At 33.2% G+C, this 15,036-nt stretch carries 18 protein-coding genes and 2 pseudogenes; 3 read left to right on the top strand and 17 right to left on the bottom strand.

The genetic code is table 11. From position 1 onward, the window contains the following. Both ACT8VG_RS01300 and ACT8VG_RS01295 read left to right on the top strand, forming a co-directional pair. Window positions 1-247, top strand: a pseudogene (locus ACT8VG_RS01300) (hypothetical protein); the annotation flags it as partial. A gap of 104 nt (window positions 248-351) precedes the next feature. After that, window positions 352-960, top strand: a complete 609-nt coding sequence (locus tag ACT8VG_RS01295; RefSeq protein ID WP_022424464.1) for a recombinase family protein — start codon at window positions 352-354, stop codon at window positions 958-960. Between the two features lie 12 nt (window positions 961-972). Here ACT8VG_RS01295 and ACT8VG_RS01290 read toward each other — a convergent pair whose 3' ends face one another. The 12 genes from ACT8VG_RS01290 to cdaA all read right to left on the bottom strand — a co-directional run bounded on the left by ACT8VG_RS01290 (window position 973) and on the right by cdaA (window position 10,973). Continuing rightward, window positions 973-1,290 (bottom strand): hypothetical protein, encoded by a 318-nt coding sequence (locus ACT8VG_RS01290; RefSeq protein ID WP_117458286.1) that lies wholly within the window; start codon window positions 1,288-1,290, stop codon window positions 973-975. Continuing rightward, on the bottom strand, window positions 1,280-2,356 hold the full coding sequence (alr, locus tag ACT8VG_RS01285) for an alanine racemase (RefSeq protein WP_117458285.1): 1,077 nt from the start codon (window positions 2,354-2,356) through the stop codon (window positions 1,280-1,282). Before alr ends, ACT8VG_RS01290 begins: the two co-directional genes overlap by 11 nt. 90 nt (window positions 2,357-2,446) lie before the next feature. Further along, on the bottom strand, window positions 2,447-3,058 hold the full coding sequence (locus ACT8VG_RS01280) for an HAD-IB family hydrolase (protein WP_432265273.1): 612 nt from the start codon (window positions 3,056-3,058) through the stop codon (window positions 2,447-2,449). Beyond that, window positions 3,058-3,762, bottom strand: coding sequence for a purine-nucleoside phosphorylase (gene deoD, locus ACT8VG_RS01275; RefSeq protein WP_022424460.1), 705 nt, complete (start codon window positions 3,760-3,762; stop codon window positions 3,058-3,060). The genes ACT8VG_RS01280 and deoD overlap by 1 nt, the downstream gene beginning before the upstream one ends. After that, complete coding sequence (locus ACT8VG_RS01270) at window positions 3,743-3,967, bottom strand: hypothetical protein (RefSeq protein ID WP_147321672.1); 225 nt, start codon at window positions 3,965-3,967, stop codon at window positions 3,743-3,745. The genes deoD and ACT8VG_RS01270 overlap by 20 nt, the downstream gene beginning before the upstream one ends. A 112-nt stretch (window positions 3,968-4,079) precedes the next feature. After that, on the bottom strand, window positions 4,080-4,502 hold the full coding sequence (locus ACT8VG_RS01265; protein WP_117458316.1) for a hypothetical protein: 423 nt from the start codon (window positions 4,500-4,502) through the stop codon (window positions 4,080-4,082). Between the two features lie 5 nt (window positions 4,503-4,507). Further along, window positions 4,508-5,623, bottom strand: a complete 1,116-nt coding sequence (locus ACT8VG_RS01260; protein ID WP_444195049.1) for an aldo/keto reductase — start codon at window positions 5,621-5,623, stop codon at window positions 4,508-4,510. Between the two features lie 44 nt (window positions 5,624-5,667). Further along, window positions 5,668-6,981 (bottom strand): sensor histidine kinase, encoded by a 1,314-nt coding sequence (locus tag ACT8VG_RS01255; protein WP_022424456.1) that lies wholly within the window; start codon window positions 6,979-6,981, stop codon window positions 5,668-5,670. Then, on the bottom strand, window positions 6,981-7,634 hold the full coding sequence (locus ACT8VG_RS01250) for a response regulator transcription factor (protein WP_022424455.1): 654 nt from the start codon (window positions 7,632-7,634) through the stop codon (window positions 6,981-6,983). Before ACT8VG_RS01250 ends, ACT8VG_RS01255 begins: the two co-directional genes overlap by 1 nt. A gap of 100 nt (window positions 7,635-7,734) precedes the next feature. After that, the gene (glmM, locus tag ACT8VG_RS01245; RefSeq protein WP_444195048.1) at window positions 7,735-9,057 is read right to left on the bottom strand and encodes a phosphoglucosamine mutase; all 1,323 of its coding nucleotides are present in this window, start codon (window positions 9,055-9,057) and stop codon (window positions 7,735-7,737) included. Between the two features lie 13 nt (window positions 9,058-9,070). Beyond that, on the bottom strand, window positions 9,071-10,180 hold the full coding sequence (locus ACT8VG_RS01240; protein ID WP_117458278.1) for a CdaR family protein: 1,110 nt from the start codon (window positions 10,178-10,180) through the stop codon (window positions 9,071-9,073). After that, window positions 10,173-10,973: a diadenylate cyclase CdaA gene (cdaA, locus tag ACT8VG_RS01235; protein ID WP_226793489.1), complete on the bottom strand. Its 801-nt coding sequence runs from the start codon at window positions 10,971-10,973 to the stop codon at window positions 10,173-10,175. The genes ACT8VG_RS01240 and cdaA overlap by 8 nt, the downstream gene beginning before the upstream one ends. 144 nt (window positions 10,974-11,117) lie before the next feature. Here cdaA and ACT8VG_RS01230 point away from each other — a divergent pair, with 144 nt between their 5' ends. Further along, entirely contained in the window at window positions 11,118-11,687 is a 570-nt protein-coding gene (locus ACT8VG_RS01230; protein WP_117458276.1) for a PduL/EutD family phosphate acyltransferase, read from the top strand. Window positions 11,688-11,720: 33 nt separating this feature from the next. Here the strand turns inward: ACT8VG_RS01230 and ACT8VG_RS01225 are convergent, their stop codons facing one another. The 5 genes and pseudogenes from ACT8VG_RS01225 to ACT8VG_RS01205 form a co-directional block, all read right to left on the bottom strand. Beyond that, window positions 11,721-12,242 carry a flavodoxin domain-containing protein gene (locus ACT8VG_RS01225; protein ID WP_444195047.1) on the bottom strand — a complete coding sequence of 174 codons (522 nt, stop codon included), beginning with the start codon at window positions 12,240-12,242 and terminating at the stop codon, window positions 11,721-11,723. 70 nt (window positions 12,243-12,312) lie between these two features. Next, the gene (locus tag ACT8VG_RS01220) at window positions 12,313-12,588 is read right to left on the bottom strand and encodes an HU family DNA-binding protein (RefSeq protein ID WP_117458275.1); all 276 of its coding nucleotides are present in this window, start codon (window positions 12,586-12,588) and stop codon (window positions 12,313-12,315) included. Window positions 12,589-12,653: 65 nt separating this feature from the next. Further along, window positions 12,654-13,493: a MurR/RpiR family transcriptional regulator gene (locus tag ACT8VG_RS01215; RefSeq protein WP_444195046.1), complete on the bottom strand. Its 840-nt coding sequence runs from the start codon at window positions 13,491-13,493 to the stop codon at window positions 12,654-12,656. 2 nt (window positions 13,494-13,495) lie between these two features. After that, window positions 13,496-13,990, bottom strand: a pseudogene (locus ACT8VG_RS01210) (Fe-S-containing hydro-lyase); the annotation flags it as partial. 56 nt (window positions 13,991-14,046) lie between these two features. Further along, the gene (locus tag ACT8VG_RS01205) at window positions 14,047-14,889 is read right to left on the bottom strand and encodes a fumarate hydratase (RefSeq protein ID WP_444195045.1); all 843 of its coding nucleotides are present in this window, start codon (window positions 14,887-14,889) and stop codon (window positions 14,047-14,049) included. Window positions 14,890-15,036 lie beyond the last annotated feature (147 nt).

Below are 15,036 nucleotides of genomic sequence, written 5' to 3'. Positions count from 1 at the left end.
GAAGACTTCTTCTAATACGATGAACTCTTTGCACGAAGTAATGACTACTTCCCAGTCAAAGAATAGAAAAAATAAAATTTATTATGTTGATACAAAAGGAAAGTCTTCTAATTACCTTACCAAGAAATTAAATGTCAATGTCTCTACACCTTGTACATTTATTATTAAAAAAGGTAAAGTGACTGCAAAATATCCAGGTGCTCTACAGTACTACTATTTCAAAGATTTTATAAATGCAAACCTATAAAAGAGATTGCCCGAAAGGCAATCTTTTTACTTGTAAAGTTTTTTATTAATATATATATGAAGTTTATATTTTGTATAATCTCCATAATTAATGGAGGTATGGATATGAAATATGCTTATATTAGAGTTTCTACTAAAGACCAGAATATTGATAGACAGGTAGAAGCAATGAAAGAGGCTGGTATTGATAAGAGTAAGATGTTTATTGATAAGCAGTCAGGCAAGGATTTTGAACGTAAGAATTATAAGAAGATGTTAAGAAAGCTGAAGGCAGGTGATGAAGTGTATATTAAGTCTATTGATCGACTTGGTAGAAATTATGATGAGATTATTGAACAATGGAGAATACTGACAAAAGATAAGGATGTAGATGTGAGTGTATTAGATTTTCCACTTCTTGATACAAAAAATAAGATCAATGGCTTAACAGGAAAGTTTATTGCAGATCTTGTATTACAGATACTGTCCTATGTTGCCCAGATAGAAAGAGAAAATATTAGACAAAGACAAGCTGAAGGTATTAGAATTGCAAAAGAAAAAGGTGTGAAGTTTGGTAGACCAGTCATGGATATTCCAGAGAATTTTGATTCTATTTATCAGCTTTGGGAGAATAATTTAATTAGTTTAAGAGAAGCAGGAAGGATGCTGGAAATAAGTCATACGACATTCCAGAGACTTGCAAAAAGATATAATAATAAAGATGTCAGCCGTTAAGCTGACATCTTTTTACTTCTTGAATTCTATTTCATTAAGTGGTACATCATTTTTTAACTTGTGGTTACAATTAGGACATCTCTGTTCTACACCAGTCACAAAACTTCTAGACTTTGTAAAAATATCAACATGACCACATGAGTCACAACGACATCTTTTCATTAAAGTAAAATTATAAGCCATAAGTAAGATATAAAGCACAACAGTCCCAATAGTTCCAGGTAAACCCCATGACATAAAGAAGCTGACTAATATACCAATAATTAATAAGAAGTTAGAACCGATTTCTATTCTTCTAATTGTTTTCGCATATTGATTTCTACTTTTCATATATTCTCTCCACTCTTGGTGAAATGAGACAGATGATTTCATAAGGGATTGTATTGATTTCTTTAGCCATTTTCGCAAGTGAGATATGTTCTCCAAAGATTTCTACATCATCCCCAGGTTTTACATTTTCATCTACCTTCACCATGCACTGATCCATACATACTCTTCCTACTACAGGATAGTAATGACCATTAATATAGACTTCTCTACCCTGATTAGCACGTGTAAATCCATCTGCATAACCAATTGGTAAAGTCGCAATATATTGGTCCTCATCAGCTGTATAAGTCATACCATAACCAATCTTTTCACCTTTAGGTACAACTTTAACCATAGCAACTTTTGTATAAAGACTCATAGCTTGTTTTAAATCACTATTTTCTTCACCACGTGGATCTACACCATACATCGCAATACCAATACGTGTCAAATTACCATAGTCTGAATGATGGAACATCATAGCAGCTGAGTTATCACAATGAATATATTTAAAACGGTTATTACCTACAATAGATTTAAATAAAGCCAATTGTTTTTCATATTCATCATCCTGAGAGAAATCATCTGCTGTCGCAAAATGAGTAAAGATTCCTTCTACATCAATTTTAGAAGAATCAATCATTTCCATAGCCTTTTCAAATTCTTTTTCTGTCTTAAAACCAATTCTGTTCATTCCTGAATCAATGCTTAAATGAACCTTAACAGGAGCATCATAGTGATGCATTTCATTAATCTTATTTAAGTAATCAAAAGAGAATAAAGCAAGGCTGATATTCTTCTTAATCGCAATATCTAAGTCTTCTAGTGGTATTGCACCTAATACTAGAATATCCTGCTTTACACCTAAGTCTCTTAAGTCTACAGCTTCTTTTAAAGTAGCTACTGCAAACATCTGAATAATAGATTCATCCTTTAAAACAGAAGCAACTTCCTTATAGCCATGTCCATACGCATTTGCTTTAATGATAGCCACCATAGGCTTTTTAGTTTTTTTATATAATGTTTCTACATTTTCTTTAATATAATCTAAACGTACTTTTGCATACGTATCACGATAACGTGTCATTTTATATTCCTCTTTTCCTCAAGTAAAAAGTATAAACTAGAGATTTATACTTTTCAAGAACTGTTTGAAAAAGCAGCACTAACGTGCTGCTTAAAAGTCTGATAAGTGACCATCTTTTCTATCGACACGATAACGGTAACGGCATAATTCCAGCATTGGAAGATCAGAATCAGAATCAGAATAACCATAAGAATGATCATAATCTATTTCTAGATCATGTTCTTTCATATACTGATTAATTCTAGTCACCTTTGCTTTACCTTTACAGTTCTCACCAATAATACGAGATGTATAATGTCCATCCTTTATTTGTGTCTTTGTACCCATTAACTCATCACAAGGAAGTGTATTAAAGCGCATATAAGCTTCAGCACTGGCAGTGACAAGGAATACTAAACATCCTTCTTCCTGTCTCTTCTTCATCTCTTCAACCATATGAGGGTAATAAGTAGGTACGATATCCTTTTCATAACAGTCTTTGATTTCTTCTTCAGTGAGTAAATCTAAAGGGAAATGAACCCATGATTTCATTGATTCCATAGAACAGATATGTAATACATAACCAATTCCATATGGAATAAGTGGAAGAAAACGGAATACTGATAAAGGATACTTCTTTAAAGTATAAGACAATAGCTTCCTAATAGAATCACCATGAGCTATTGTATAATCAAAATCAAAAAATGCACACTTCTGTTTCATCAAGCAATCTCCAATGCGACTTCCATCATTGCAGTAAATGTCTTTTCTCTTTCTTGGGCAGTAGTTTCTGGTTCATCATTGACTAAAGAATCAGAGATTGTAAGTAATGTGAGAGCATTCTTACCTAAATAAGCAGCTGTTGCAAATAATGCATAAGATTCCATTTCTACTGCTAGCACACCCATTCTAGACCATTTTTCTACAGAAGTTGTATCTGCATGATAGAAAATATCAGATGCTAATACATTACCTACATGGTAGTTGATCTTCTTTTCTTTTGCGAGTGTAACAGCTTTTTCTAATAATGAATAAGAAGAAATAGCTGAGAAAGTACCTGGTAATTCATATTGATGGGCAAAGTTAGAGTCTGTACATGAACCCTGAGCAATAATCACATCTCTAATATGTACATTCTTCTGCATAGAACCTGCACTACCGATACGAATGATGTTTTCTACGTCATATTGTGTGAATAATTCATAAGAATAGATACCAATAGAAGGCATACCCATTCCTGAACCCATAATAGAAATCTTCTTTCCTTTATAAGTTCCTGTATAACCAAACATATTTCTTACAGCGTTGAACTGTACAACATCTTCTAAATATGTTTCTGCCAGATATTTTGCACGTAATGGGTCTCCTGGCATTAAGACTGTTTTTGCGATATCACCTTTTTTTGCTTCATTGTGTGGTGTTGCCATAATTCGATCTCCTTTTATAATAATTTTTTAGATTTGGTTTCTTACCTAATATGATTGCTTTTTTGAGTACCTTATATTCTTTACTAGAATAACCTGCTTTCGCAAATGACTCTGTCATTATGACAGGAGCCTGGTTATCACTCAAGCCATCATATAATGCGATATCTTTCTTATAGGCTAAAATATGTGTATCAATATCAATCATATGCAGCTGGATGTTTTCATCATCCTTGAAATCATCTATTAATATTCTACAATTTCCACAGGACTTAAGTCCATAGACTTTTACAGAATATATATTCTTTTTACATGATGTACTACTTAACAGTAAACCTACGATTATTAAAATCTTGAGTAGGTTTCTTTCCATTTGTGACACGTTCAATATCTTTTGCAAGTATTTCTTCATCATCTGTTTCATATCCTAGTAAGGCAAAATAACCTTTTACATAAATAAATGGACCTAAACCATAATATTCATCATCAAAATCCTTTAAAGAATTGATTGCTTGATTATAATGGTCTGTTGTTTTTGTATCATCCATATCATACATCTTGATTGTAATATTCTTATAACGTTTCTTTAAATAAGGTATCGCATTTTTCTTAAAAGCGATACATTCAGAACATGTCTTAACTGAATAAAATTCAATAGTGACAGGTTTAGGTAATGCAACCTTCTTTTGTGTACATCCTGTTACTAATAATAAACTTAATAGACATACGATCCATTTCTTCAAATACATCACTCCTCTAATACATCAGCACATTCTTTTAAATATTTGATGATAGGTAACTGTTGTGGACAAACACCCTCACATTGCCCACATTCTATACATTCAGATGCTTTCGCACTCTTTTCTATAATACCTTCATAACGATCCTTGGCTTTATCCTTCATACCATAGATCTTATACCAGTTCATTGCCTTGAAAATATCTGGTATTTCAATACCCATTGGGCATCCTGGTGTACAATAACGACATGCAGTACATGGAATAGATTCAATGGCATCTAATGCCTTTTGTGCTTTCTTAATTGTATTCTGTTCTTCTTCACTTAAAGGTTTAAAATCTTTCATATAAGAAATATTATCTAGTACCTGTTCCATTGTACTCATTCCACTAAGTACTGTAATAATACCATCTAGCGATGCCACATAACGTACAGCCCATGATGCAATAGACATATGAGGATTCGCATTATGTAGTATTTCTCTGACTGATTCAGGTGGTGAGGCCAGTGTACCACCCTTAATAGGTTCCATTACAACAATAGATTTCTGATGCTTTCTCGCAATTTCATAATTGGCACGTGATGTAATAGCTGGGTTTTCCCAGTCTGCATAGTTTAATTGTAATTGTACAAATTCTACATCAGGATGCTTAGTGAGTAATTCATCTAATAATTGTGGTGTCCCATGGAAAGAGAAACCATAATGTTTAATAAGTTCCTTTGCTTTTGCATCCTTCACAAAGTCCCATATATGATACTGATCATATAAAGCCACATTGGCATCAGATAATGCATGTAGAAGATAATAATCAAAATATCCTGCACCAGTTCTCTCTAAGCTGACCTTTAATTGTGCCTGACAGCTTTCTTCATCATGACACATCATCTTTGCATTGATTTTAGACGCTAGTGTATAACAATCTCTAGGATAACGTTCTACAAGTGCCTTTCTTGTTGCTTCCTCTGATCCTTCATAAACATAGGCTGTATCAAAATAAGTCAGTCCAGCATCCATAAAGGCATCTACCATCTTCTTTGTTTCTTCAATATCAATTTGTCCATGAGTGCGTGGTAAACGCATCATACCAAAACCAAGCTTTGGTGTATGTTCTCCAAAATAAGTCATGTTCTCAACTCCTTTACTCTATTTTATCACAAAAAGCTTCCCAACTAGGAAGCTCTTTTCGTAAATATAAATGCAACACCTATATCTTTATTTTCAGCATGAATATCATAGCCATACATGTCCGCAATCTTAGATACAATGGATAAACCTAAACCAAACTGACCCTTTACTCCTTTTACATAAGGGTTAAAAAGATCTTCTTTCTTATCTTCATCTATAGGATCACCATCATTATAGATAATAAGTGTATCTTCTTTTAAAGTAATCTTAATAACAGATTTCATATAACGTGATGCATTATCAATAATATTTTCTATCGCTACACGCCAATGTTCTTCATTACCAATAAAAGCCACATCATCTAAGTCTGTTTCTATATGGATATGCTGCATTGCTTCCATTTGCATGACGATATGTTCAATTAAGTCTTTGATAGGGAAAGGTTTTAATTCACTTTCCTCAGCACTTAAGTAATCTAATCTATTTAAATAGAGTAAGGATTTTACTTTATGTTCTAAACGATCTGCATTTTCTAGGATAATATCCATAGAACTGTCCTTATCACCATATGGGTAGATATCATCCTTCACACTCTGTCCATATGTCTTAATAAGTGCAATAGGTGTTTTTAAGTCATGAGAAATATTATGAATCATTTCTTCTTTGACTTTTTCCTGCTTCATGAGTTCATCTTTCATTGTGACAATCGCATTTCCTACAACACCTATTTCATCTTGTCGATCCATGACTAAAGTTGCTTCTTCACGATTCGCAATAGAATCCACATATGTTTTAATCTTCTTTAAAGGACGAATAAGAGAAATAACCCATAAGACGAGTACTAATGCGAAAATAGTGAGTACTGCATAAAGAATATAAATAATACGATTACGGATATCAGTGATCAGCTTATCTGAATAAGAATTAGACATAATAGAAATCAAATACTCATTATCCACCTTCATAATACGATAATAATAGGTTTCTCTCGCATAAGTTCCTTTACTTTCTATAGTATTATGTCTTCTACTATTCACAATCTTCTCTAAATCACGTCCAAATAAATAGTTATATAGTAATGTCAATGTAGTGGCATCTCCATGAAGATTACTAAATGTAAAGGCATTTTCTGTAGGATCATAAACAATTGTATAGATTGCCTTCTCTTTATTATTAGAAGGCATAAAGTCATATTCTACAGAATCTCTTTGTGATGTCTCTAGCTTTTCATACATCTGATCATCAATAATATCATGCACATTAGAATCTACAATAGGCATTACAACAGCCACTAACATGATAGCTAAACCAAGTATTACTACAAGAAGCTGTTTTAATAAAGAAAAAGATTTAAACATTAGTCTAGTCTATAGCCAAAACCATAGATTGTCTTAATATTGATATTTGGCATCTTCTTTCTTAAACGTCTTAAAGTATCATCTACAACACGGTCACTACCAAAATAGTTTTCATCCCAGACACGTGTTAAGACCTGTTCACGAGAAATCGCAATACCTTTATTTTTCATAAAATAAAGAAGCAATTCATATTCTTTAGTAGTCAGATCTATTTCATGGTCATTTTCTAATACTTTACGTTTAGATTCATCCACCATATAACCATCAATATCAATCATTTCAGTATCTTTATAGACACGCTTTAAAACGTTATGAATACGAAGAATCACTTCCTTCATATTAAATGGTTTTGTGATATATTCATCACAGCCCTTTTCTAAACCAATGATTCGGTCAAAGTCCTGGTCTCTTGCAGACATAAAGACAATAGGCATATCAGGACGCTTTGATTTAATAGCTGTCAACAAATCGAATCCACTATTCTTATCAAGCATAATATCTACCAACCATAAATGTACATCATCATCACAATGCATTAAAGCTTCATCATAAGTATAGAAAGAAGTACATTCATATCCTTCTTTTTCTAAATATGTTCTTACTATATCATTCAAGTGTTTCTCATCATCAATAATATTAATTTTGTATTTCAAGAGACTCACCTCCCATATTTCATTATAAAGTGAAAATATTGCCACGAAAGTGGCAATATTTTGTTAGATTATGTGAATATTTAACGGCATAGCCTTTATCTTAAATAAGATTTACTACCTTAAGTACATTCTCATGACAAATTTCATCTGTCTGTGCTTCAACCATGACACGAATTAATGGTTCTGTACCAGATTCTCTTACTAAAATACGACCATCATCACCTAATGTTTCTGTCACTTCTTCAATTGCTTTCTTAATATCTTCATCATTTAATACTGTAGCTTTATCACTTACACGTACATTGATTAATAACTGTGGATAAATAGTTACTGGTTCAGTTAACTGAGCTAATGTCTTTTTATTTTCAATACATGTTTCAAGAATCTTTAATGATGTTAAGATACCATCACCAGTTGTTGCATGTTTAGAGAAAATAATATGACCAGACTGTTCACCACCAATAACGTTACCATTAGTAACCATGTTTTCATATACATACTTATCACCAACAGCAGTTTTAGCATAACCAATACCAATCTTATCTAAAGCCTTATAAAGACCAATATTACTCATGATTGTAGTAACGATTGTGTTATTCGCTAATTCATTGTTTTTCTTTAATTCCTGACCACATACATAAAGAATTAAGTCACCATCTACAACTCTACCAAATTCATCTACAGCTAAACATCTATCAGCATCACCATCAAATGCGAAACCAATATCTAAACCTTTTTCACGTACAAAGTTCTGTAATGCTTCCATATGTGTAGAACCACAATCAGTATTGATGTTTACTCCATCTGGATGATCATTGATAACATATGTTTCAGCTCCTAATGCATCAAATACTGCTTTTGCGATATTAGATGAAGCACCATTCGCACAATCTAAACCAACACGAACATTTCTAAATGCACGTTTAGGAATACTCATTAAGTAACCAATATATCTATTTCTACCCATTGAATAATCTAATGCACGACCAATTTCATCCTTAGTTGCATATGGAAGTTCATCAGTTAAACCATCAATATACATTTCAATCTGCTTTTCTACTTCAGCATCAAACTTCTGACCCTTATCATTGATTAACTTAATACCATTATCATAATAAGGGTTATGTGATGCAGAAATCATGATACCACAATCAAATCCATCAGTTCTTACAATATAAGATACTGAAGGAGTTGTAGTTACATGAAGAAGATATGCATCTGCACCACTTGCAGTTAAACCTGCAACTAATGCATATTCAAACATATAGCTTGAACGTCTTGTATCCTTACCAATAACGATTTTTGCTTTATGGTTACGGTTATAATACCAACCTAAATAACGACCTACTTTAAAAGCATGTTCTACTGTTAAAGTCTTATTTGCTTCTCCTCTAAAACCATCTGTTCCGAAATATTTACCCATTTTTTTGTCCTCTCTATTTCTTTTCAATAAACATAGTCACATCTACAGTTGTCTGTGACATCTTATTTATCTTGTCATTCCCCTGTAACGCAATACCGGATAATGTTGTTGATCCTGATAAATTAGAAACATCTACCTGACAAGTAATATAATTAATATCACTAATATCAGTACGCTTACCATAAATAGTTACAGTAGAGCTAGATAATTTATAATTTGTCATTTGATAGCCATCCTGCAATTGACCAACAAATTCTGGTTTAACTGGCACTTCCTTAGAATAAGAATCTACATGACAGCTCACATTGACCTTTTCTGGTGCAATTGTACATTGTACTTCATTACCATCGGCATCATATGCTTTAATTTCACATGCCTGCTGGAATGCTTTTGTCTTGCCTTCTACATCAATAAGCGCCTGGACCTTATCAATCTTATCCAGATTATTTTGTGTCGCTGTTATTGTAACACGTTTTGTAGATATTGTATCGACTGAAACGCTATATTTTTCATTTAATTTATCTTGGTTAATAAACTTATATCCTAAATCAAACTTCGCATCTACTTTAGGTAGAATCTTAATAGTCACTGTCTCAGGAATCAACATAACAGTCAAATCACTATCAAAATTTCTTGTTTTTAAAGTCACATGATGTGTTCCTTCATTATATTCAGATAAATCACAATAAACCTCATAATTACTAGTCAATTTAGTTGTATAGATATCCATAGAAGGACCAATTAATCCTATTTCTACTGTTGCAGGAAGTCCTGATACCTCATAACCTTCCTTTAAACCTTCTACCTGTACTGGCACTTTCTTTAAAGTTGCCCCTGCAGTAGTAGAATTCATGACATCTCCACCAGAGAATGAAACAAATAAAAATATTGCAAGCACAAACGAAAGAATACGTACAGAATGCTTATTGGCAAGAAGCTTATCTAATAGCTTATTAAAGTAGTTATAACCTGAAGAAAACTTTTCTACTGTTTTAGTATAAGTCTGTTCTCTTTCTTCTTTTTTAGCTTCTGTCTTCTCTTTATCAGACTTTTCTTCTTTCATAAACTGTAAGAAAAAATCCGTAGTAGAATCCGTCTGTTTCTTTTTCTTAGGATCACTCATGGTCTTCACCACCTTCATCATACCAGTTCAACTCTGCAATCAATTTAGAACGTAACTCATTTAAGTTAATTCTTGTAAGTTCTCCATTAGCTGCAAAGCTAACATTTCCTGTCTCTTCAGATACAACCACTGTCAAAGAATCAGTGATTTCACTAATACCAATGGCCGCTCTATGTCTTGCTCCATACTGTGAAGGAATTTCCTTATTAGTAGGAGGATAGAAACAGGCAGAAGCCACAATCATATCATTCTTAATAATAGTAGCCCCATCATGAAGAGGTGTGCCTTCATAGAAGATTGTAGTAAGTAGTTCTGCTTTAATAGAAGCAGACACTTTAACACCTGTATTAATGAAGTCCTGTAAAGACTGACGACGCTCAAATGTAATTAATGCACCTGTTTTATCCTTAGACATAGTTGTAATAGATTCAACAAGTTCATCCATAGCACGTTCTCTTTCATCATCAGATAAACGATGCTGTACTTCATTTTTAGTTTGTCCCATCTTCTCTAATAAAACACGTATTTCTGGTTGGAAAATGACTACAATAGCCAATACTCCCCATGTAATGACTGCATCTACAATAGTACCAAGAGTCACAAGTCCTAGAACACTCGTAATAGCCTTAACAAGAAGAACTACAATAACTCCTTTAAATAACTGCATAGTACGCATGTTTGTCTTAAACATCATGATACCATAGTATAATAAAACCCATACTGCCAATAAATCAATAGCCGATTTTACAAACTTCCAAATTATTGGTAATTCCGACGTAATAATATTAATCATAACATCAACCTCACTTACAAATATTATAACAGTTTTAGAAATTAATGAAAACAAACATTGATGTGTTACACTTATACTAATTTGTAAAGTAAGCCTTTTCAAAACAAGAAAAAGGGTGTAAAATACGTGACTAGGAGGCAGATTATGAATAACAAGATTATTATTGAAACTTCAGCTAGACATATTCATTTAAGTCAGGCTGATTTAGAAACTTTATTTGGTGAAGGTTATGAATTAACTAAGAAGAAGGATCTTTCTCAGCCAGGTCAGTTTGCATGTGTTGAAAAAGTAAAGGTAGTAGGAACTAGAGGAGAAAAAGCTATGTCTGTTCTTGGTCCTGTTAGAGATTATACTCAAATTGAATTAGCTCTTACTGATGCAAGATCATTAGGTTTAGAAGCACCTGTAAGAGGTTCTGGTGACCTTGCTGGTAGTGGTGCTTGTAAATTAGTTGGTCCTAAGGGTGAAGTTGAATTAACTGAAGGCGTTATTGCTGCAAAACGTCATATCCACTTCTCTCCAGAAGATGCAAAAGCTATGGGTATTAAGGATCGTCAGATTGTTAAAGTAGAAGTTGAAACAAATGGTCGTTCATTAGTATTTGGTGATGTTATGTGCCGTGTTAAAGATACTTATGCTACATTCATGCATATTGATACTGATGAATCAAATGCTGCTGGTGGACCTAAAGAAGGTACAATTATTGTAGACTAATATTAAAGGAGAAGCGTACTTCACTTCTCCTTTTTATTTTGTTGCATAGTTTTCAATTCTCTTGATCTTTTGTGAAAATAATTCTATTTCATGATTATCGAAATTCTCAAAGATATTCACATGATGTTCTTTAGGAATAACAGATCTATTTTTATTCATCACTGCAAGAACCATCTTTTCCTGAATACTTAAATCAGGATAATAAATAGCCCCACCTAGTCCTGCCATTGTCGTTACATTCTTTAAAATAGAATAATCAAATTCTTTTGTAATATAGCTCATGAATTCAGTATGGAATAAAGCTGTAATATAAATAGAATAATGCTTTTTAATCAGTAATCCCTGATTCTTTTTAATAAAATCCACCATTTTTGGATCAAGCGCACCATAATAAACAGGAACACCTAATACAATCGTATCTGTCTTTTCTAAGACAGCCATATCTAATTCATCTAGGTTCATTAATGTACATGTATGATCAAGATATGTATTAATGACACGTGCTATTTTGGCTGTTGCGCCATGTTTTGATGTATAGAGTATTGTAATCATCATCACCACTCCCCTTTACATAATTCTAAACTAAAAAAAACAAATAAAAAAGTGCCGAAGCACTTTTTTAATATTATTTATTTACTGCATCTTTAAGTGTAGAACTTGCTTTAAAAGCTGGTACCTTGCTTGCAGCGATTTCGATTGTTTCACGAGTTCTAGGATTAATACCAGTTCTCGCTTTTCTTTCTCTGACTTCAAAAGTTCCAAGACCTTTTAAAGCAACCTTATCACCTTCAACAAGTGCTTCTGATACTGCACTCACTAACGCATTGATTGCACGTTCTGCATCTGCTTTAGTTAATGAAGCACCTTCTGCAACCTTTTCTACTAATTCATTTTTCTTCATGAATAGATACTTCCTTTCTTTTTGACTTGTTCCATTATACCATCTTCAAACGGTCACGTATACACTTATAACAAATATTGATTATAGAGTAAACCATAACGCAAATAGACAATATTAAAGAATGAAACTGTATCAATAAAGCCAGAAATAGAAGACTGTGTATAATCACTTTCTTCACCATTAAGATGATAGTAGTAATCTACTTCAGGATTTGCATAATCCTCATTCATAGTCACAATCAAAATACGTGCCTTCTGTTTCTTAATACGTGTAATAAGTGAATCAATCAATTCTTTTCTAGCACGTACTGTCACAATAATAACCAAGTCATTTTCTTCAATGAGATCAAGTCTCTGTACTTCATCTCCTCTATTCGCAAAAGCATAGAGGAATTTTTCAAGTTTCAACATCTTTAACTGGAAATCCTGACAGGCAATACGTGAGAACTGATAACCAATCATAAATACCTGAGGAGCATCATGAATAAGTTCACAAATATGATCAATATCTTTAATATCTAATTGTGCCTGTCCTAATTCTAATGATTTCTTTGTATCATCATATACCTTATTGACAAGATATTGAGGATCCTTCTTAATCTTAAAATCATCATCCATAGAGAAATGAATTTCATCATGGGCAATCTCTAACGCAATAGCCATTTCTTTCTTAAATGTCGCAAAGTTACGACAATTTAAATCTTTACAAAATCTAGAAATAGTTGCAGGAGATGTAAAACATAGTTCTGCAAGATCGTTAATTGAAATACTAGGAATCTGTTTAAGATGTGTAAGTATTGTTTTCGCAATACTATAATACATATCCTGTCCAGATGAAAAGTTTACATATGTCATAAGAAGATATAGAATATCTGTCTCGTTATAATCTCTAAATGGTTGATCCATAATTACTCCTTTCCTTTTAAATAGTCCTGACGACCTATTTCATAAAGATCATGTCCTTCACTATCAATGACTACAGTGAGTGGAAGATCTTCTACTACTAAACGACGTACTGCTTCAGGACCAAGATCTTCATAAGCAATGATTTCACATGATTTGATACATGAGGCAATAATTGCGCCTGCCCCACCAATCGCACCAAAATAAACACCTTTATATTGTTTCATTGCTTCTTTTACATCATTATTTCTTCTACCTTTACCAATCATTCCTCTTAATCCCTTTGACAACATTGCAGGGGAATAAGCATCCATACGATAAGAGGTTGTAGGTCCACAGCTGCCAATAATATGACCTGGCTTAGTAGGTGTGGGACCAACAAAGTAAATGACTTGATCATAAGGATCAAATGGTAATGGTTCATTATTTTTTATTGCTTCTACAAAACGTTTATGAGCTGCATCACGTCCTGTATAAATCGTACCACTTAATAATACCTGATTACAGACTCGATCTGATTAAACAATATCAATAGTAAGAGGCCTATCTAATTTAATCATAATGTAACCTCCTGATGACGTGATACATGACAGCATATAGCTACTGCGCAAGGTAAGCCGGCAATATGTGTTGGACATGTTTCTACATGTAAGGCAAGTGCTGTTGTCTTCCCACCAAAACCTGCTGGTCCAATACCCGTTGCATTCACCTTTTCCAACATTTCTTCTTCTAATGCACGATAACGAGGATCAGGATGATGTTCTTCAATCTTCTTAATCATTGCCTTTTTCGCAAGATAAGTAACATGATCAAATGTGCCACCTATGCCTACACCTATCACGATTGGGGGACATGGGTTGGGACCTGCATCTTCAACAACCTTTAAAATAAAGTCCTTAACGCCTTCAATCCCATCACTTGGTTTAAGCATTTTAACCTGACACATATTTTCACTACCAAATCCTTTAGGTGCTACCGTAATCTTTAACTGATCTCCAGGAACGATATCATAATGAATAATTGCTGGTGTATTATCTTTTGTATTAATACGGTCAAAGACAGGATCATTGACAACACTCTTTCTTAAGTATCCTTCAGTATACCCCTGTCTGACACCTTCATTAATAGCTTCTGTAAGGTTGCCATCCACATAGACTTCCTGACCTATTTCCACAAAAATACAGGCCATTCCTGTATCCTGGCAGATTGGTTCCTGGTTACTTGCTGCAATGTCCGCATTTTCCTTTAATATTTCTAATGTGTGTTTGGAAACAGGAGAATCTTCTGTAGAGATGGCTTCTAATAAACGGTTATAAACATCTGTAGGAAGATGACAAGCACTTTTAATACATAACTCTTTAATTGTTTCTGTAATTGTTTCTGATTTAATTATTCTCATATGATCACCTATACCAATTTCTTCTTCATCGACTTGAGATCTGGACAAAACAAACTATAGTAACGCAAGCTCATAAGCTGTACTGCAGTTAATAATGCATGCTTGGTTGTCTTGTTTTTAAGTGAACCACCGACTAATACCTTATAT

It is taken from the genome of Catenibacterium sp. (genome assembly GCF_052354645.1).
In the GTDB taxonomy this organism is placed as follows: Bacteria; Bacillota_I; Bacilli_A; order Erysipelotrichales; family Coprobacillaceae; genus Catenibacterium; species Catenibacterium mitsuoka_A.
Note: the sequence above shows the minus strand (reverse complement) of the source record. Positions and strands in the feature narration are given on the sequence as shown.

What these genes read in the sequence shown, in the direction of transcription:
- ACT8VG_RS01295 (WP_022424464.1), top strand. Translation starts at nt 352, where the DNA reads ATGAAATATGCTTATATTAGAGTTTCTACTAAAGACCAGAATATTGAT.
- ACT8VG_RS01290 (WP_117458286.1), bottom strand. Translation starts at nt 1,290, where the DNA reads ATGAAAAGTAGAAATCAATATGCGAAAACAATTAGAAGAATAGAAATC.
- alr (WP_117458285.1), bottom strand. Translation starts at nt 2,356, where the DNA reads ATGACACGTTATCGTGATACGTATGCAAAAGTACGTTTAGATTATATT.
- ACT8VG_RS01280 (WP_432265273.1), bottom strand. Translation starts at nt 3,058, where the DNA reads ATGAAACAGAAGTGTGCATTTTTTGATTTTGATTATACAATAGCTCAT.
- deoD (WP_022424460.1), bottom strand. Translation starts at nt 3,762, where the DNA reads ATGGCAACACCACACAATGAAGCAAAAAAAGGTGATATCGCAAAAACA.
- ACT8VG_RS01270 (WP_147321672.1), bottom strand. Translation starts at nt 3,967, where the DNA reads ATGATTGATATTGATACACATATTTTAGCCTATAAGAAAGATATCGCA.
- ACT8VG_RS01260 (WP_444195049.1), bottom strand. Translation starts at nt 5,623, where the DNA reads ATGACTTATTTTGGAGAACATACACCAAAGCTTGGTTTTGGTATGATG.
- ACT8VG_RS01255 (WP_022424456.1), bottom strand. Translation starts at nt 6,981, where the DNA reads ATGTTTAAATCTTTTTCTTTATTAAAACAGCTTCTTGTAGTAATACTT.
- glmM (WP_444195048.1), bottom strand. Translation starts at nt 9,057, where the DNA reads ATGGGTAAATATTTCGGAACAGATGGTTTTAGAGGAGAAGCAAATAAG.
- ACT8VG_RS01240 (WP_117458278.1), bottom strand. Translation starts at nt 10,180, where the DNA reads ATGAGTGATCCTAAGAAAAAGAAACAGACGGATTCTACTACGGATTTT.
- cdaA (WP_226793489.1), bottom strand. Translation starts at nt 10,973, where the DNA reads ATGATTAATATTATTACGTCGGAATTACCAATAATTTGGAAGTTTGTA.
- ACT8VG_RS01230 (WP_117458276.1), top strand. Translation starts at nt 11,118, where the DNA reads ATGAATAACAAGATTATTATTGAAACTTCAGCTAGACATATTCATTTA.
- ACT8VG_RS01225 (WP_444195047.1), bottom strand. Translation starts at nt 12,242, where the DNA reads ATGATGATTACAATACTCTATACATCAAAACATGGCGCAACAGCCAAA.
- ACT8VG_RS01220 (WP_117458275.1), bottom strand. Translation starts at nt 12,588, where the DNA reads ATGAAGAAAAATGAATTAGTAGAAAAGGTTGCAGAAGGTGCTTCATTA.
- ACT8VG_RS01215 (WP_444195046.1), bottom strand. Translation starts at nt 13,493, where the DNA reads ATGGATCAACCATTTAGAGATTATAACGAGACAGATATTCTATATCTT.
- ACT8VG_RS01205 (WP_444195045.1), bottom strand. Translation starts at nt 14,889, where the DNA reads ATGAGAATAATTAAATCAGAAACAATTACAGAAACAATTAAAGAGTTA.